The 15565-nt window shown below is 73.0% G+C and carries 18 protein-coding genes, 1 tRNA gene and 1 pseudogene; 7 read left to right on the forward strand and 13 right to left on the reverse strand.

The genetic code is table 11. From position 1 onward, the window contains the following. Positions 1 to 34 precede the first annotated feature (34 nt). A complete protein-coding gene (locus tag OTB19_RS19985) occupies positions 35 to 1117 on the reverse strand; it encodes an enoyl-CoA hydratase/isomerase family protein (protein ID WP_267799678.1) in 1083 nt (360 codons plus the stop codon). Between the two features lie 121 nt (positions 1118 to 1238). Here OTB19_RS19985 and OTB19_RS19990 point away from each other — a divergent pair, with 121 nt between their 5' ends. Beyond that, entirely contained in the window at positions 1239 to 1892 is a 654-nt protein-coding gene (locus OTB19_RS19990) for an ATP-binding protein (protein WP_267799679.1), read from the forward strand. Between the two features lie 32 nt (positions 1893 to 1924). Here OTB19_RS19990 and OTB19_RS19995 read toward each other — a convergent pair. Beyond that, positions 1925 to 2152: pseudogene (locus OTB19_RS19995) on the reverse strand (helix-turn-helix transcriptional regulator); the annotation flags it as partial. A gap of 291 nt (positions 2153 to 2443) precedes the next feature. On the opposite strand from OTB19_RS19995, the gene OTB19_RS20000 reads away from it, so the two are divergent. After that, positions 2444 to 2896: a MarR family winged helix-turn-helix transcriptional regulator gene (locus OTB19_RS20000; protein ID WP_267799680.1), complete on the forward strand. Its 453-nt coding sequence runs from the start codon at positions 2444 to 2446 to the stop codon at positions 2894 to 2896. 29 nt (positions 2897 to 2925) lie between these two features. Next, positions 2926 to 3540, forward strand: a complete 615-nt coding sequence (locus OTB19_RS20005) for a hydrolase (RefSeq protein WP_267799681.1) — start codon at positions 2926 to 2928, stop codon at positions 3538 to 3540. Here the strand turns inward: OTB19_RS20005 and OTB19_RS20010 are convergent. The 3 genes from OTB19_RS20010 to OTB19_RS20020 all read right to left on the reverse strand — a co-directional run bounded on the left by OTB19_RS20010 (position 3524) and on the right by OTB19_RS20020 (position 4813). Next, complete coding sequence (locus tag OTB19_RS20010) at positions 3524 to 3958, reverse strand: ATP-binding protein (RefSeq protein ID WP_267799682.1); 435 nt, start codon at positions 3956 to 3958, stop codon at positions 3524 to 3526. The two genes, OTB19_RS20005 and OTB19_RS20010, sit on opposite strands and share 17 nt — an antisense overlap. 87 nt (positions 3959 to 4045) lie before the next feature. After that, a complete protein-coding gene (locus OTB19_RS20015) occupies positions 4046 to 4411 on the reverse strand; it encodes an STAS domain-containing protein (protein WP_267799683.1) in 366 nt (121 codons plus the stop codon). A gap of 328 nt (positions 4412 to 4739) precedes the next feature. Continuing rightward, a tRNA-Pro gene (locus OTB19_RS20020) sits at positions 4740 to 4813 on the reverse strand. Positions 4814 to 4928: 115 nt separating this feature from the next. Here OTB19_RS20020 and OTB19_RS20025 point away from each other — a divergent pair. After that, positions 4929 to 5420, forward strand: a complete 492-nt coding sequence (locus tag OTB19_RS20025) for a DUF309 domain-containing protein (protein ID WP_267799684.1) — start codon at positions 4929 to 4931, stop codon at positions 5418 to 5420. A gap of 18 nt (positions 5421 to 5438) precedes the next feature. On the opposite strand, the gene OTB19_RS20030 is transcribed toward OTB19_RS20025, so the two are convergent. Genes OTB19_RS20030 through OTB19_RS20045 form a run of 4 tightly spaced genes read right to left on the reverse strand, consistent with a single transcriptional unit; the run spans position 5439 to position 8696 of the window. Then, positions 5439 to 5828 (reverse strand): VOC family protein, encoded by a 390-nt coding sequence (locus tag OTB19_RS20030; RefSeq protein WP_267799685.1) that lies wholly within the window; start codon positions 5826 to 5828, stop codon positions 5439 to 5441. 5 nt (positions 5829 to 5833) lie between these two features. Next, positions 5834 to 6466, reverse strand: coding sequence for a LutC/YkgG family protein (locus tag OTB19_RS20035; RefSeq protein WP_267799687.1), 633 nt, complete (start codon positions 6464 to 6466; stop codon positions 5834 to 5836). Beyond that, a complete protein-coding gene (locus OTB19_RS20040) occupies positions 6463 to 7944 on the reverse strand; it encodes a lactate utilization protein B (protein ID WP_267799688.1) in 1482 nt (493 codons plus the stop codon). The genes OTB19_RS20035 and OTB19_RS20040 overlap by 4 nt, the downstream gene beginning before the upstream one ends. After that, the gene (locus OTB19_RS20045; RefSeq protein ID WP_267799689.1) at positions 7941 to 8696 is read right to left on the reverse strand and encodes a (Fe-S)-binding protein; all 756 of its coding nucleotides are present in this window, start codon (positions 8694 to 8696) and stop codon (positions 7941 to 7943) included. The genes OTB19_RS20040 and OTB19_RS20045 overlap by 4 nt, the downstream gene beginning before the upstream one ends. 18 nt (positions 8697 to 8714) lie before the next feature. Between OTB19_RS20045 and cobF the strand changes: the two genes are divergently transcribed. Beyond that, positions 8715 to 9467 carry a precorrin-6A synthase (deacetylating) gene (gene cobF / locus OTB19_RS20050; RefSeq protein ID WP_267799690.1) on the forward strand — a complete coding sequence of 251 codons (753 nt, stop codon included), beginning with the start codon at positions 8715 to 8717 and terminating at the stop codon, positions 9465 to 9467. Here cobF and OTB19_RS20055 read toward each other — a convergent pair. From OTB19_RS20055 to OTB19_RS20070, 4 genes are all read right to left on the reverse strand, one after another. Then, complete coding sequence (locus OTB19_RS20055; protein ID WP_267799691.1) at positions 9454 to 10602, reverse strand: aminotransferase class V-fold PLP-dependent enzyme; 1149 nt, start codon at positions 10600 to 10602, stop codon at positions 9454 to 9456. The two genes, cobF and OTB19_RS20055, sit on opposite strands and share 14 nt — an antisense overlap. A gap of 121 nt (positions 10603 to 10723) precedes the next feature. Continuing rightward, on the reverse strand, positions 10724 to 12427 hold the full coding sequence (locus OTB19_RS20060) for a glycoside hydrolase family 71 protein (protein WP_267799692.1): 1704 nt from the start codon (positions 12425 to 12427) through the stop codon (positions 10724 to 10726). A gap of 416 nt (positions 12428 to 12843) precedes the next feature. Further along, the gene (locus OTB19_RS20065) at positions 12844 to 13014 is read right to left on the reverse strand and encodes a hypothetical protein (RefSeq protein ID WP_420716872.1); all 171 of its coding nucleotides are present in this window, start codon (positions 13012 to 13014) and stop codon (positions 12844 to 12846) included. Beyond that, positions 13008 to 13244, reverse strand: coding sequence for a hypothetical protein (locus OTB19_RS20070; RefSeq protein WP_267799693.1), 237 nt, complete (start codon positions 13242 to 13244; stop codon positions 13008 to 13010). The genes OTB19_RS20065 and OTB19_RS20070 overlap by 7 nt, the downstream gene beginning before the upstream one ends. A gap of 227 nt (positions 13245 to 13471) precedes the next feature. Between OTB19_RS20070 and OTB19_RS20075 the strand changes: the two genes are divergently transcribed. Continuing rightward, a complete protein-coding gene (locus OTB19_RS20075; protein ID WP_267799694.1) occupies positions 13472 to 13891 on the forward strand; it encodes a hypothetical protein in 420 nt (139 codons plus the stop codon). Positions 13892 to 14140: 249 nt separating this feature from the next. After that, positions 14141 to 15553, forward strand: coding sequence for a sulfatase (locus OTB19_RS20080; RefSeq protein ID WP_267799695.1), 1413 nt, complete (start codon positions 14141 to 14143; stop codon positions 15551 to 15553). Positions 15554 to 15565: the final 12 nt, after the last annotated feature.

A 15565-nucleotide genomic window follows, 5' to 3' on the forward strand; every position in this document is an offset into this window, starting at 1 on the left:
GCCGCCGTGCGCGGGAGGCGGCGGCCCGACGCGCTCAGCCGGTGACGCGCTCGTCCCGCGCCTCCGGGAAGATCGGTTCGTGATCCGCCCCGAGCGGGGCGAAGAAGCGGGCCACGTCCGCCTCGGTGACCTCTTCGAGGGTGGCGGGCGACCAACGGGGCCTGCGGTCCTTGTCGATCACCTGGGCCCGGACGCCCTCCACCAGGTCGGGCGATGTCAGGGCGTTGCAGGAGACCCGGTACTCCTGCTCCAACACCCATTCGAGGGGACCGAGTTCACGCGCCCGGCGCACGGCGGCCAGGGTGACCTTGAGTGCGGTCGGCGACTTGGCCAGGATGGTCTCGGCGGCCGCCTTGGCCTCGGGCTCGTTGGTCGCGAGGAGCCGCTCGACGATCTCCTCGACGGTGTCGGCCGTGTAGCAGGGGTCGATCCACCGCCGGTGCTCCGCCAGTTCGGCGTGTCCGGGGGTGCCGACGTGATGGGGAAGCACCTCGTGGACCGGGGCGAGGAGCAGTTCGGCGGTCAGCTCCGGCAGCCGTCCGGCTGGTACGAAGTGACCGGCGAGCCCGCACAACAGGGCGTCGGCCGCCCCGACGGCCGTTCCGGTCAGGGCCAGGTGAAGCCCCAGCTCCCCCGGGGCGCGGCCCAGGAGGTAGGTGCCGCCAACGTCGGGGACGAAGCCGATGCCGGTCTCGGGCATGGCCACGCGCGAGCGTTCGGTGACGATGCGGACGTTGCCGTGGGCCGAGATCCCGACCCCGCCGCCCATCACGATGCCGTCCATCAACGCCACGTACGGCTTGGGATACCGGGCGATGAGCGCGTTCAACCGGTACTCGTCCCGCCAGAAGTCCGCCGACGCCGAACCCCCGGCCCTGGCATCGTCGTGAATGGCCCGGATGTCACCCCCCGCACACAGCCCCCGCTCGCCGGCGCCGCGCAGGAGGACCTGGGTCACTCCCGGATCCCGTTCCCAGTCCGTCAGCGCCTCGGTGATCCGCAGCACCATGGGGTGGGTGAGCGCGTTGAGGGCCCTGGGCCGGTTGAGGGTGATCACCCCCGTGTGGCCGTCGATCTCGATCAGGACCGTCTCGTCTGCGGCGTCTTCGCTCTTCACACCGGCCAGTATGCTGCGTGGCCCGCCCCGCGGAAGATCATCCCATGGTGTCCGCGCCCCCGGACGGCCCGTTCGAGGGGCCCGCCCCCGGCGCCCACGGCACGGTCGACATACTTCCGTGATGGATGATTCGAGTACGCCCTGGCGCAACACCACGCACGACTGGGCGAGATCCGTGGACCCGGAGCACCTGGCCCTCATCCGTCGGGATCCGGCCGGTTTCGCTCCCGGCGGGCTACGGCACCTGATCCTGGAAGTCCTCGCCTACGCGGCCGACGAGGCGGAGTCCAGGGGCGCGGGCCGCTGTACCGTGACGCTCCGCCCCGACGGGTCGGTGTCCGTCGCGGACAACGGGCGGGGCACCGACACCCGCTTCGACGAGCAGGGCCGGCCGGTCCGCAAGCCCGTCATGGCGACGAAGGACCTGCGGTTCTTCGACCACCCCGACGCCGAGTCACTGCCCGACGGGCATCCGCGCCGGGGCATGTCCGTGGTCGCGGCGCTGAGCGAGTGGCTCGTCCACATCAACCGCCGTGCGGGCGGCGCCTGGAGCCAACGCTACGAGCACGGTGTGCCGGCGACCGGTCTGACGCCGATCGCGGACGACGGCACCACGGGCACGGTCGTCCACTTCCGCCCCGCCGGAGCGACGGCCACGACCGACGCCGCGGGCACGACCGATGCCGCGTGCGACCTGGTCGTCGAGCAGCCCGCCGGCTTCGCCGCGGCCTGGCCCTTCCTGTCCGTCGCCTTCGACGACCGCCGCGCCGACTGACCGTGCGGGCGCGCCAAGACCCGGCGGCCTGGCTACAGGTGTGTGCCCGGCGTGTGGCCGAAGGCGCGTCGGAACACGTCGATGAACGCGCTCGTGGACGACCAGCCGCAGCGGTGCGCGACCGCCGTCACCGGCGTTCCCACGGCGAGCAACCGCAGCGCCTGGTGCAGCCGCAACTGCGTGCGCCACTGCGGGAACGTCATGCCCAGGTCGGCGCGGAACAGCCGGCTCAGCGTCCGTTCCCCCGCTCCCGCGCCGGCCGCCGCCCCGCCCTCGCCGACGCCTCCTCGCTGCGCACCGCGCTGCTGCCGCTGCGCGCTGCCGCTCCTGGCGTGGGCCCCGGCCCGGCGCCTGCCCGAGCCCGCCCTATCGAAGCCCGCCCTACAGAAGGACGCCCTACCGAAGGCCACCCCGCCGGAGGCCACCCCGCCGGACGCGGCCGCAACCGACTCGGCCGGGACGGAATCGACGGCAACGGGGTCCGCGGGCCACGCGTCGAAAAGCCATAAGGCCACCTTGCAAGTTTGACTGTATGTCCCTATCGTGGCGACATGTCCCCCTATTCGTCCACCACCCCCCGAGCCCCTCGGTCCCGTGAGACGGCCGAGGAACTGCAACTCGCGCTCGGCATGCTGGTGCGGCAGATGAGGGCCGCCGCCGGTGGCGGGATCAGCCTGTCGCAGATGTCCGTGCTCAAGCGGCTCGACCGGCTCGGGCCCTGCACGGCGTCGGAGCTGGCCCGGGCGGAGAAGATCCGCCCCCAGTCCGTCATCGCCACCGTGAACTCCCTCCAGGCCGAGGGCCTCGTCGTCCGCACCCCGCACCCCACGGACGGGCGCAGGCTGCCGATCTCGCTCACCCCCGAGGGCCGGGCCCTCGTGAGCGAGCGCCGCGAGGCGGGCCACGACCGGCTCGCCGAGCTGATCGCCGAGCGTCTGAGTCCGGCGGAGCAGCGGATGGTGGCCGATGTCGTGCCACTGCTGCGGCGGTTGGCCGAGGACTGAACACCCCACGACCCGAGGAGACCGACCCCATGACCGCGCCCGCGTCGCCCGACCGCCCCGAGCCCGACCTGACCCTCGATTCCGCCACGGCGCTGGTCCTCGTCGACCTCCAGAACGGGATCCTGGCGCTGCCCACCACCAGGCCCGCCCCCGAGGTCCTGAAGAACGGCATCGCCCTCGCCGAGGCCTTCCGCGCCCGCGGGCTGCCGGTGGTGCTGGTGCGGGTCGCCTGGTCTCCGGACGGCGGCGACCTGCCCGTTCGCCGGGTCGACCGGCCCGGCCCGGCATCGGCCCCGCCCGCTGCGTTCTCGGAGATCCCCGCCGAGCTGGCCGCGCTCGGGACCGTGATCGTCACCAAGCGGCACTGGGGCGCGTTCACCGGCACGGAACTCGATCTGCAACTGCGCCGCCGCGGCGTCCGTCGGATCGTCCTCGCCGGCATCTCCACCAGCATCGGCGTGGAGTCCACGGCCCGCACGGCCTGGGAGCACAGTTACGAGCTGGTCTTCGCCGAGGACGCCACCGCCGACACGGATCGCGACGCGCACGCCCACACCTTCGGCAAGATCTTCCCGCGCATCGGCCGGGTGAGCGCGACGGGCGAGGTCCTCGCGGCGCTCTACGCCCTCAGCCCGAAGGACTGAGGGGCCCGTCCACTCCGTCGGGTCCGACCTCCAGCCAGACGCACTTCCCGTCCGGGCCCGGCCGTGAACCCCAGGACCGGGCGAGCCGTTCCACGATCAGCATCCCGTGCCCGCCGGGCCGCCCCGGTTCCGCGGAGCCCGCCGGCACCGGGACCGGCGGGGCGGGGTTGCCGTCGGTCACCTCTATCCGCAGCCGCTCCGGCGTGCGGTCGAGGACGAGCACGCCCGGCCCGCCGCCGTGCAGGCAGGCGTTCGACACGACCTCGGACACCAGGAGCAGCACGTCGTCGGTCGCGTCCGCGGACCACCGCCAGGTGTCGAGCGCCATGCGGGTGAAGTCCCGGCTGCGCGTCACCGGGTTACGGGCGCCCGCCAGCTCCAGGAGCCAGGTCCGGTCGGACGACCCACGCTGCTCCATGGCGCTCAGACTCCTCGCGTCCGTATCCGTGTCCGTGTCTCTGTTCCTGTACGAACCGTCGGGCCTCCGCCCGTCGGGGTCGACCGTCTAGCCGGGCTGTCGCCCACTGAGCGCCTGCTCCACGTCGGCGTGCACGGGGAAGACCCCGTCCGCGCCGGTGATGCGGAACATCCGTGCGACGGGTCCGGTCAGGCCCGCCAGCTCCAGGGTGCCCTCGGCCTCCTGGGCCGAGATCCTGCTGTGCAGCAGCACGTTCAGTCCGGTGGAATCGCAGAACTCCAGCTTCGAGAGGTCCACCAGCAGGCGGACGCCCGGGCTGATCGCCGCGTCGAGGGCATCCCGCAGGGGCTGGGCGGTGTCGTGGTCCAGCTCCCCGGTGAGAGCCAGGATCACGGCGCCGTCCGCGGCCCGCTCCACCACGGTGAACCGCTCTTTCTCCACTCCCGGCACCATCCGCCATCATCCTTCCGTCCTGCTGCCGATGCGTCTGCCCGGATACCGCCGGGATACGCGCCACGGCATGAAGTCTGTCGGACCGGGCGGGCACATCCCCGCAACCGGTCGGGAACCACACCGTACGCGGATGAGAGCACGGCCCCACAGGCACCCGCACCACCCGGCCGGCACGGCCGGCGATCCGCCTGAACAGCGCCCGGCGTCACGGCACTTGACCCCGCACGGCACACGACGAGTGCGCGCGGCCGGAGGCGGAGGACGGAAAACGAAAGAGAGGCCGTATCGGGTGAATCCGATACGGCCTCTGCTTTACGACTCTGTCGAGTCGGGACGACAGGATTTGAACCTGCGACCCCTTGACCCCCAGTCAAGTGCGCTACCAAGCTGCGCCACGTCCCGTTCTGCTTTGCGCCTTCCACCTGGGGTTTCCCCCTCGTGCCGGGCACATGCAGAACATTACCCCACGCCGAGGGGTACGCGTGCACCGGTGATCGGCGGGAGAGAGGATGTGCGGGTGAACGCACGGGATCGGGATGGCGAGGGGCGGGCGCGGAGCGCGCGGCCGCGGGACGGACTCGGGCGGCCGTTGCCGTACGGGGCACCGGGTGTCGAGCGGCAGCCCGAGGGGGTGGTGCGGACGCCCGCCGCGACCGTCGCGGAGGCGCAGCGGCTGCTGGACGCCGGGATGCCCTTCCACGCGCACGAGGTGTTCGAGGACGCCTGGAAGTCGGGTCCGCCGGGCGAGGCGGCGATGTGGCGGGGGCTCGCCCAGTTGGCGGTGGGGCTCACGCATGCGGCGCGGGGGAACGCCACCGGTGGGGCCCGGTTGTTGCGGCGCGGCGCGGGCGTCCTGGCCGGGCTGGACGCGCCGTACGGGATCGACCTGCCCGGGCTGGCGGAGTGGGCCGGGGCGCTGGCCGGTCGGGTCGAGGCCGGCGCGGTGGTGGACGCGGCGGCCGAGGCGCCCCGGCTCGCCACGACCCCGGACGGACCGCCGACGGCCTGACCGTCCCGCGCCCGGGGGCTACGCCGGCTGGAGCAGGTCCCAGCGGTTGCCGTACAGGTCCTCGAAGACCGCGACGGAGCCGTACGTCTCGTGGCGCGGCTCCTCCAGGAAGCGGACCCCCTCGGCGGTCATCCGGGCGTGGTCGCCGGCGAAGTCGTCGGTGTGGAGGAAGAACCCGACGCGTCCGCCGGTCTGGTCGCCGACCCGGGCACGCTGGGCCTCGTCCTTGGCCCGGGCCAGCAGCAGGGCCGCTTCGGTGGCGCCGCGCGGGCGGACCACGACCCAGCGGGAGCCGTCGGGTCGGGCGGTGTCCTCGACGAGGGTGAAGCCGAGAGCGCGGGTGTAGAAGTCGATGGCCTCGTCGTAGTCGTGGACCACGAGGGCGGTGAGGGCGATGTGTGCAAACATGGGTCCTATTGTGCGGACCCGCCGAGCAGGACGACCTCCAGGGTCCGGGGGCCGTGTACGCCCTCCACCCGGTCGAGCTCGATGTCGCTGGTCGCCGAGGGGCCGGAGATCCAGGTCAGCGGGCGGGTGGGGTCCAGCCGCTCCAGGGCCTGCGGGACCGAGTCCACCAGCCGGTCGGGGATCCGGACGACGCAGACGTGGTGGTCGGGGATCAGGGTGATCCGGCGCCGACCCTGTTCGGGTCCGCCGTCGAGGACGAGGGTGCCGGTCTCCGCGACGGCCAGGGCGCAGCCGGTCACGACGCTGTCCACCGCGTCGAGTTCGAGCGGGGTGGACGCGGCCAGGTCGTGGACGAGGGTCACGTCGGCGTCGGCGAGCCAGTGCGGGGGCAGGTCGGGCGGCACGAGCACGGTGGTGGAGCCCCGTCGGGCGAGGAGTCGTGCCAGGAGCGGCGGCAGGCCGTCCTCGTCGGCGCGGTGCACCGTCGCCCGGTACTCGGTGAGGTGGGCGGCGAGCAGGTCGGCGCTCTGCTCGGGGGTGCGGGCGCCGTGGTGGCGGAGGTAGTCCCGGCGCACTTGCGTGTCGGGGCCGTCGACGGCCCGTCGGATGCGGCCCAGGATGCGGTCCCTGGTGCTCATCGCCGTTCCTCTCCCCGGTCGCCGCGTTCCCGGGCCCACCAGTCGCGGAAGGGTTCGGCGGGCGGGCGCGGCAGCTCGCGGCTGTCGGTCCAGGCCCGGCCGGGCCCGGGCAGTCGGCGTGGTCGCAGGCGGCGTGCGCGGGACAGCAGTCGCTCCCCCGCGCGGAGGGCGCCGGGGCGGTCGAGGAGGAGGCGGGCGGCGCGCATGGCGGCCCGTTCGGCGGTGTGACCGCGGGCGGGACGGATGCGTACGCGGATGCCCTCGCGGGTCACGGGGCCGCCTTGGGCGACGCGTTCGCGGAGGTGGACGAGGACCTCGGGGATGTCGATGGCGACGGGGCAGACCTCGTAGCAGGCGCCGCACAGGGTGGAGGCGTAGGGCAGCGAGGCGTCGATCTCGCTGCCGGTGCCGCGCAGTTGGGGGCTGAGGATGGCGCCGATCGGGCCGGGGTAGACGGAGCCGTAGGCGTGGCCGCCGGCGCGTTCGTAGACGGGGCAGACGTTCAGGCAGGCGGAGCAGCGGATGCAGCGCAGGGCCTGGCGGCCGACGGCGTCGGCGAGGGTGTCGGTGCGGCCGTTGTCGAGGAGGACGAGGTGGAAGGCGGTGGGGCCGTCGCCGTCGGTGATGCCGGTCCACATGGTGGTGTAGGGGTTCATCCGCTCGGCCGTGGAGGAGCGCGGCAGCGTCTGGAGGAAGATCTCCAGGTCCCGGAAGGTCGGCACCACCTTCTCGATGCCCACGACCGAGATGAGGGTGTCGGGGAGGGTGAGGCACATCCGGCCGTTGCCCTCGGACTCGAAGACGACCATGGTGCCGGTCTCGGCGACCATGAAGTTGGCCCCGGACACGGCGACTTTGGCGCGCAGGAACTTCTCGCGCAGGTGCAGGCGGGCGGCTTCGGCGAGTTCGCGCGGGTCGTCGCCGAGACCGTCCGGTGCGGGCCTGCCCCAACTTCCCATCTCGGCACGGAAGATGTCCCGGATCTCGGCCCGATTGCGGTGGATGGCGGGGACCAGGATGTGGGAGGGCCGGTCGTGGCCGAGTTGCACGATGAGTTCGGCCAGGTCGGTCTCGTACGCGGCGATCCCGGCGGCTTCCAGGGCCTCGTTGAGGCCGATCTCCTGGGTGGCCATCGACTTGACCTTGACCACCTCGCGCTCGCCGGTGGCCAGGACCAGTGCGGTGACGATCCGGTTGGCCTCGTCCGCGTCGGCGGCCCAGTGGACGGTGCCGCCGGCCGCCGTGACCGACTCCTCCAACTCCAGCAGGTAGCGGTCGAGATGGCGGAGCGTGTGGTCCTTGACCGCCTTGCCGGCCGCCCGGAGCCGGTCCCAGTCCGCCAACTCCGCTACGGCGCGGGCCCGTTTGTCGCGGATGGTGTGCGTGGCGTGCCGGAGGTTGGCGCGCAGGACCTCGTCGTGCACGCCGTCGCGCGCCGCGGTGGGGAAGGCGGGCATGCCGAGCGGGATGGCGGTCATCGCAGGGGGTCCTCCTCGGTCGCGGCGAGGATCTCCGCGAGGTGCAGGGCGCGCAGCGGGACGTCACGGCGGCGGAGCATGCCGTCGAGGTGGGCGAGGCAGGAGTTGTCGGCGCCGCACAGCACCTCGGCGCCGGTGGAGGCGGCGCCGCGGATCTTGTCGGCGCCCATCGCGGCGGACACGTCCGGGTTCTTGACGGCGAAGGTCCCGCCGAAGCCGCAGCATTCCTCGGCCCCGGGGAGTGCGACGAGTTCCAGGCCCTTGACGGCGGCCAGCAGCCGCCGGGGGCGGTCCCCGAGGCCCAGGGTCCGCAGGCCGTGGCAGGAGGGGTGGTAGGTGACGGTGTGCGGGAAGTACGCGCCGACGTCGGTCACGCCGAGGACGTCGACGAGGAACTCGGTCAACTCGTACACGCGGGGTGCGAGGTCGTCGGCGAGCCGGGCCAGTCCCGGGCCGCGTCCCTCGTCCTGCGCTCTGCGGCCGATCCGGGGGTAGTGCTCGCGGATCATGGCGGCGCAGGACGCCGAGGGGGTGACCACGTACGCGTGGCCCGCGAAGGCCTCGGCGGTGCGCCGCATCAGCGGTTCGCTCTCGTGGCGGTAGCCGGTGTTGTACTGCGGTTGTCCGCAGCAGCTCTGGGTGGCGGGGAAGTCCACGTGGACGCCGAGCCGCTCCAGGAGACGGACCACGGCGATGCCGGTTCGGGGGTACAGCGCGTCGTTGACGCAGGTGACGAACAGGGCGGCGCGCATGACGGGCAGAATAGCCGGGTGAAGAAGTTCTACGTGATCGGCATCGGCGCGGGCGACCCGGACCACCTGACCCTCCAGGCGGTCAAGGCGATCGGCGCCTCGGACGCATTCCTCATCCTGGAGAAGGGCGAGGAGAAGTCGGACCTGACCGGGCTCCGGCGGGCGATGTTGGACGAGTACGCCCGGCCCGGCCACCGGCTGGTGGAGGGCCGCGACCCGGACCGGGACCGCACGCCGGCGGACTACGCCCCGACCGTGGACGGCTGGCGCAGCGCCCGGGCGGAGATCTTCGAGCGGTTCATCGCCGAGGACCTGGCGGACGGCGAGACCGGGGCGTTCCTGGTGTGGGGCGACCCCTCGTTGTACGACTCGACGCTCGCGATCCTCGACGAGGTGCTGGAGAAGGGTCGGGTCGCCTTCGACCACGAGGTGGTGCCCGGCATCAGCAGCATCTCCTCGCTGCTCGCCCGGCACCGGACCACTTTGAACCGGGTGGGTCGCCCGGTGCAGATCACCACCGGGCGGCGGCTCGCGGAGGGCTGGCCGCAGGACGTGGACGACGTGGTGGTGATGTTGGACGCGCGGCACGCGTTCACGGCCCACCTCGACCAGGACCTCTACATCCATTGGGGCGCCTACGTCGGCACGCCCGACGAGATCCTGGTCTCGGGGAAGCTGGCGGAGGTGGCCGGCCGGATCGAGGAGCTGCGGACCGAGGCCCGCGCCCGCAAGGGTTGGATCATGGACACGTACCTGCTCAGGCGCCCTTGAGGTAGTCGGGCAGGGCGGCGGCCAGGCGCTCGTACTCCTCGGGCCGGTTGTAGATCTGGCCGCAGACCCGGATGCCGCCGCCGCCCGGCCAGGGCCAGATCAGTACGCGTACGCGCAGCTCGGCGGCGATCCGTTCGCGCAGGGCGCGGGCGCTCTCCTGGGTTTCGGCGATGCCCGGCGGCAGGCGCAGGGCGCGCATGGCGAGCCCCTCGGTGTGCGGGAGCGGGGTGAGTCCGGGGAGCTCGGCGAGCAGTGCGGCGCCGTGGGCGGCGAGCGCGGCGTTGTGGGCCCGTACGGCGGCCGCGTCGAGGCGTGCGAGGAGGTCCAGGCCCTCGGGTGCGGCCAGCCAGCCGGTGTAGTCGACGGTGGCCCGGTTCTCGACGGAGCGGGGGAAGCCGTGCCGGTCCTCCCACGAGGGGACCAGGGCCCGGATCCGGGACCGGTGGCGCGGGGCGACGGCGAAGACGGCGCTGCCGGAGGGCGCGTACCCCCACTTGTGCAGGTTCCCGAACCAGAAGTCGGCGCCGCCGGCCAGCGGGTCGGCGAGCATGCCGGGGGCGTGGGCGCCGTCGACGATGGTGGTGACGCCGCGGGCGGCCAGGTCGGCGAGGAGCGCGGGGCCGGCGATCAGCCGGGCGGTCGGCGAGCTGACGTGGTCGAGGACCGCCACCTTGGTGCGGGGGGTGAGTGCGGCGAGCACGGTCTCCCGTACGGCGTCCTCGTCGGGGAGGTACGGGTCGAGGGTGACCGTGGTGAGGGGTGCGCGGCGGGCCGCCGCCTCGACCACCGTGCCGTAGCCGTGGTCGGTGACCAGGATCTCGTCGCCGTCGGCGAGGGTGACGGCGTCGAGGGCGAGATTCGCCCCCTCGGTGGCGTTGGCGATGAAGCCGATGCCGTCGGCTTCGGTGCCGAGGTGGGTCGCGACCCGGGCGCGGGCGTCGGCGATACGTTCCGGCACCCCGATGAAGAACACGTCGGGGTCGTGGTGGACCTCTGCCTGGAGTGCGGCGTGCGCCTGCTGCACGGGGACCGGTACGGCGCCGAACGATCCGTGGTTGAGGTGCGCGACGTCGGGGTCGAGCCGGAACAGGGCGCGCCCGCCGGGGAACTCCGCCAGGGCTTTCGGCTCGGTCACTGGACCTCCGTGAGTGGAACGGCTGGTGCGCCGATCATCCCCCGGGGCGGGTTCGGACCGGAAGACCGCCCCGGCGGCCGGAGGACCGCCCCCGGAGCTGAGGACCGCCGCCGGGGCCGGGCTACTCCCGGCCGCTGGTCGCCGCGTAGTACTGGAGGTCCTGGACCTCCACCCTGCGGTCCGCCGGGTAGGGGAGCTCGACCTCCGTCACGGTCCGGCCGTCCCGCACCACTTCCGCCGAGCTGACGCCCGTCTTCAGCGGCAGCAGTTCGGTGTGGAGCCCGGCCGGGGCCTCGTGGGTGTCCTTGGCGGCGCCGACGGCCGTACGGATCCTCGCCGACCCCGTCAGGAAGCTCAGTACCTCCACGGTGTCCCGGGGGGCCGCGCTGCCCCTGCGCAGCGACATGACCAGCGACTGGTCACCGGTCGGGTCGGCGGCGGCGAACTGGGTGCGGGCCGTGAGGTACAGGGTGTCGCGGACGATCCGCGGCCAGTCGCCCGTCTTGAAGCGGGTCAGGTAGTACGAGGTGAGGTCCAGGTAGGCGTACCCGTTGTGCAGGGACGGGGCGAACTGGCTGCCCTCGGAGTAGTCGTTCCAGGTGGTCAGCTGCACCCAGTCGGCGTCGTCGTCGATGGCGTGCGTCCACGTGGACCGGAGCGTGGCGGTGTTGCCGGCCTCGTCGTAGATGCCCTGGTTGGGGCGGGCGTCCTGGACGGAGACGGGCTGCATCCAGATCTTGCCCATCTCGTGTGCCCGTCGGACGTCTCGCGTCGAGCTCTCCTGGCCGACGTAACTGCGGCTGCCCCACTCGGAGAAGCCGTGGCTGATCGGTGCGAAGCCCGCGCCGTTGGCGCCGAAGTCGAGGAAGAGGGGGACGAAGGCGGTGCGGATGCCGTGCTCGGACTTCAGGTTGTCGATCACCCGGGTCCACCAGGCCACGTTCTTGGCCTCGGCCTTGAAGGGCGACACGACGAGCCGTCCGTCGCCGAGCCGGTGGGCGGCGGGGCTCTTGCCGAGGGCGGCGATGGCGTCGGCGAGTACGCCCGGGTCGTCGGTCTTCAGCGAGGTCATGTCCGGCATCAGCATGATCTTGAAGTCGGGGTCGACCGAACGGGCGGCCTCCATCAGGAGGTTGCAGCGCTCCCAGTTCTTGCCGGAGAGGGAGAGCATGTCGAGGGTGAACCCGTCGATGCCGGCGGCGCGGGCGGTGCGCACCTCCTGCTGGAGGTTGGCGTACTCCCAGTTGCCGCCCTTGGGCTGGACGGGCAGCGGGCGGTCGCGCAGCAGGCCGCCGTACCGCTCGTGCTTGCCGCGCTCCCCGTCGGGTTCGAGGTAGTTGCGGGTGTAGTAGTCCACGTCCGCGCTCGCGTTGTCGAGGGACAGCGGGTACGGGGTGAAGTAGTGGGCGAACACCAGCTTCTTGCCGGCGGAGCCCGAGCGCAGCGCGGCCGGTCGGGGCATGTCGAAGGGCAGGGCGCCCGCGGGGCGGACGCCCCCGGTGTCCACCTGCCCGCGTGGGGTCGCCGGTTCGGACGCCTCGGGGGATCCGCTCGGGCTCGGGGTGGCCTCGGGCGTGCGGGAGGCCTCGGACGAGGGATCGCCGCCGGGGGCGATGGTCCAGGGCGCGTCGATCTCGGGCGTCGCGCGGTTCTGGTGGGCGTCGGCGGTGAAGGGGTCCCAGGCGACGCCCGTCGCGGCGCAGACGCCGACGAGCAGGAAGGCCGACATCAGGAACGCCAGCAGGGGTCTGCGCCCCCGGAAGCGGGGACGGCGTCGGTGCGACGCGGGTCGTGCCTCCCGCTCTGCCCGCCGGTCCGCTCTCATGTGTGCCCCTCCCCGGAATATGCCCCGGCTGCGGGGCTGCACAGCAGTAGAGCCGATTCCCGGCTGCCAAACAACCGTTCCCCCGGAGCCGGGGCCCGGCACGTACGTCACGGGGACCACGGGAACTACGCCGACCGCTTTGCCTTGGCCAACACGGCTTCCGCCCCGGGGCCCTTGGCGCACCGCGGTCCCGGTCGGGTCCCGTGGCCGCGCGGACGCGTCCGCAACGTTCCGTGCCGGCCCGCGGGCCCGCGGGCGGGCCCCGGGACGGCGGGCCCGGGCGTTCCCCACCTGGGGGCTTGGCGCGCCGCGTTCCGCCCGCCGGACCTCCCGCCGCGTGCGTCGTCTACGGGCCCTCCGTCGTCCGGCCGACGCGCGTCACCCACGTCGTGGACCGCTCCGGGGGTGGGCGAGGGTCAGCCGTGCAGGGCGGACCCGTCCTCCGCGTGGCCCTCGGGCTCCAACTGGAGGGTCGAGTGGGCGACGTCGAAATGATCGCCGACACATGCCTGCAAGCGGGTGAGGAGACGGCCGTGGTCCTCGCCGCGCAGGGTCGCGGGGTCGACGACGACGTGGGCGGTCAGCACCGGCGGCGCCCCGCAGGTTCAGGCTGTGGTCCTTGGCGGGAGACGCCGACGGCGTCGGTGAGGCTGTGGGCGGCGTCCGCGAGCAGGGCGAGGCTCCCGGACAGCAGGGAGCCGACCACTTGGAGGACGGTGATGGAGACGCTGATGGCGATCGTCCACAGCAGGCGTGGGCGGTAGGTCCCGCTGAGGGTGCCGGCGGCGGCCGGGGGTGCACCGTGGTCATGGCCCATGATCGCCATCCGACCACACGCCCCCGTGGGCCGCCGCCCGGCGGGGACGGGGCCCGGCAAGCCGTGCAAGCCATTCGGCGGAATAAGACATTCCGCCGGTCTTGCCACGAAACTGGCGCATAATCATCGGCATGCGGCCTGAAGCACGCCTCTTGCCGCGCCTGGTCGCGCATGCAATGGGGGGCATCGTGCCGATGGGGGAATCTCGACCGTCCGGAACGCTGCCGATGACATCGACGGAACTGTCATGGCTGCTCACCGCCGTCCGGCGGGGCCGGGTGCTGACCGTGACCGGCCGGTTCCGCGCGCCGCGCAGCCTGTTGGTGCGCGACGTCGCACGGCGGCTCGCGTCCAACTTCTGCGACGGGGTGGCCGTGGTCACCGTGGCCGAGGCCGGTGGCGTCCGGGAGCTGGTGGCCGCACTGGGCTGTGTACCCGGCATGCCCTTCCTGCCCTACGGCACGCGCGACGCCGCCTCCTGGCTCGCGGAGCGGGACATGCTCCTCGTCCTGGACGGCGTCGACCACCTGACGGCCGACACCCTGCGCTGGCTGCGCGAGCTGCTCGCCGTCGCGCCCGGCCTGCGGATCCTGGCCGCCGGACGCCACCCGCTGGCCGTCGGAGAGGGCCGGGTCCACCGCCTCTGAGGCCGTACGCACACAGCGGGGCCTCGACGGGGCGGCACCGGGCCGTTACGCGCGCGGCACGGCGCCGCCATGTCCGCGCCACAGTGGCCATGTTCGCGCCACAGCACTGCCACAGCACTGCCATGCGGCCGACATTGAGTCGCGGCTGCCCGAATTCTAGGGTCTGACCTGCGGGTTCGGCGGGCCGTGAGGTCCGGTGCGAGCCCCGCGTACGTACGTCACCTTCCCCCGCACGTACAGGAGACCCTCGTGAGCGAGCAGCACACCACCAGCGGGCCCCGGAACTCCGCCGTCGGCAGACGCGGCTTCCTCGCCGGCGCCGCGGCCGTGGCCGCCGCCGCGGCCACCCCGGCCCTCGCCCGGGACGCGGCGGCCGCGCCGGCGGCGCGCCCCAACATCCTGCTCATCGTCACCGACGACCAGCCCAAGCAGACCGACTGGGCCATACCGAAGACCATCGAATGGCTCGGGGGCCACGGCGTCACCTTCACCCACGGGCACGCGGCGACCCCGCTGTGCGCGCCGTCCCGGTCCTCGATCTTCTCCGGACGGCACGCGCACCACCACGGCGTGCGCAACAACTCCGCCTCGTACAGCCTCGACCAGGCGACCACCGTGCAGCGCCACCTCAAGCAGGCCGGCTACCGCACGGGGCTGTTCGGCAAGTACCTCAACGCCTGGACCTTGCCGGACAATCCGCCGCACTTCGAGGAGTTCGCCCTCCTCCAGCCCGGCTACAACGACGCCCGCTGGAACGTGGACGGCACCGTCCAACAGCTCCCCGGCTACACCACCAACATCGTCAAGAACCGGACACTGGCCTTCCTCGACAAGTCGACCACCGACAGCCGGCCCTGGTTCGCGTACGTCACCCCGTACGCCTCGCACGCGCCGAACACCCCCGCGCCGAAGTACACCGAAACACCCGTCCCCGCCTGGAACGGCCGCCCCTCGGTCCCTGAGGACGACCGCTCCGACAAGCCCGCCTACATCCGCGACGCGACGTCCACCCTCGACGACGCCCGCGAGACCCGCAAGCGCCAACTGCGCAGCCTGCTCTCGGTGGACGACGCGGTGCAGGCCATCCACGACAAGCTCGTCGCGCTGGGCCAGTTGGAGAACACGCTCGTCATCTTCACCGGGGACAACGGCTACACCTGGGCGGACCACGGCTGGACCAAGAAGTCGGTGCCCTACTCCCCCGCCCACGAGGTCCCCTTCTACCTGTCCTGGCCCGCCGGCGGTCTCGGCGGCGACACCACGGACCACCGCATCGTCGCGAACATCGACATCGCGCCGACGATCCTGGACGCCGCGGGCCTCGCACGGCCCGCCGGTCAGGACGGGCGGTCCCTGCTCGGCTCCGAGTCCCGGGACCACCTGCTGGTCCAGTGGTGGAAGAAGGGCACCGGCGGCGAGGGCCCGAAGTCCTGGGCCTCGTACGTGGCCAAGGACAAGCAATATACGGAGTACTACGACCTGTACACCGACGCGACGGGCGCCGTGTCCGGCACCGGACAGGTCACCTTCCGGGAGTACTACGACCTGGCCGCCGACCCGTACCAGCTGAAGAACCTGCTGTACCAGGCCACACCCGCGCAGGAGCAGGCCCTCGGTGTCCCGGCGCTGGCGGCGCGGCTGGCCGCCGACCGCACCGGCTGAGCCCCCGACCCG

The organism is Streptomyces sp. H27-H5 (assembly GCF_026627505.1).
Classification (GTDB): Bacteria; Actinomycetota; Actinomycetes; order Streptomycetales; family Streptomycetaceae; genus Streptomyces.

Bases quoted from the DNA above. Each gene is read 5' to 3' on its own strand.
- OTB19_RS19990 (WP_267799679.1), top strand. From the start codon at position 1,239: ATGGATGATTCGAGTACGCCCTGGCGCAACACCACGCACGACTGGGCG.
- OTB19_RS20000 (WP_267799680.1), top strand. From the start codon at position 2,444: ATGTCCCCCTATTCGTCCACCACCCCCCGAGCCCCTCGGTCCCGTGAG.
- OTB19_RS20005 (WP_267799681.1), top strand. From the start codon at position 2,926: ATGACCGCGCCCGCGTCGCCCGACCGCCCCGAGCCCGACCTGACCCTC.
- OTB19_RS20010 (WP_267799682.1), bottom strand. From the start codon at position 3,958: ATGGAGCAGCGTGGGTCGTCCGACCGGACCTGGCTCCTGGAGCTGGCG.
- OTB19_RS20015 (WP_267799683.1), bottom strand. From the start codon at position 4,411: ATGGTGCCGGGAGTGGAGAAAGAGCGGTTCACCGTGGTGGAGCGGGCC.
- OTB19_RS20030 (WP_267799685.1), bottom strand. From the start codon at position 5,828: ATGTTTGCACACATCGCCCTCACCGCCCTCGTGGTCCACGACTACGAC.
- OTB19_RS20035 (WP_267799687.1), bottom strand. From the start codon at position 6,466: ATGAGCACCAGGGACCGCATCCTGGGCCGCATCCGACGGGCCGTCGAC.
- OTB19_RS20040 (WP_267799688.1), bottom strand. From the start codon at position 7,944: ATGACCGCCATCCCGCTCGGCATGCCCGCCTTCCCCACCGCGGCGCGC.
- OTB19_RS20045 (WP_267799689.1), bottom strand. From the start codon at position 8,696: ATGCGCGCCGCCCTGTTCGTCACCTGCGTCAACGACGCGCTGTACCCC.
- OTB19_RS20060 (WP_267799692.1), bottom strand. From the start codon at position 12,427: ATGAGAGCGGACCGGCGGGCAGAGCGGGAGGCACGACCCGCGTCGCAC.
- OTB19_RS20070 (WP_267799693.1), bottom strand. From the start codon at position 13,244: ATGGGCCATGACCACGGTGCACCCCCGGCCGCCGCCGGCACCCTCAGC.
- OTB19_RS20075 (WP_267799694.1), top strand. From the start codon at position 13,472: ATGACATCGACGGAACTGTCATGGCTGCTCACCGCCGTCCGGCGGGGC.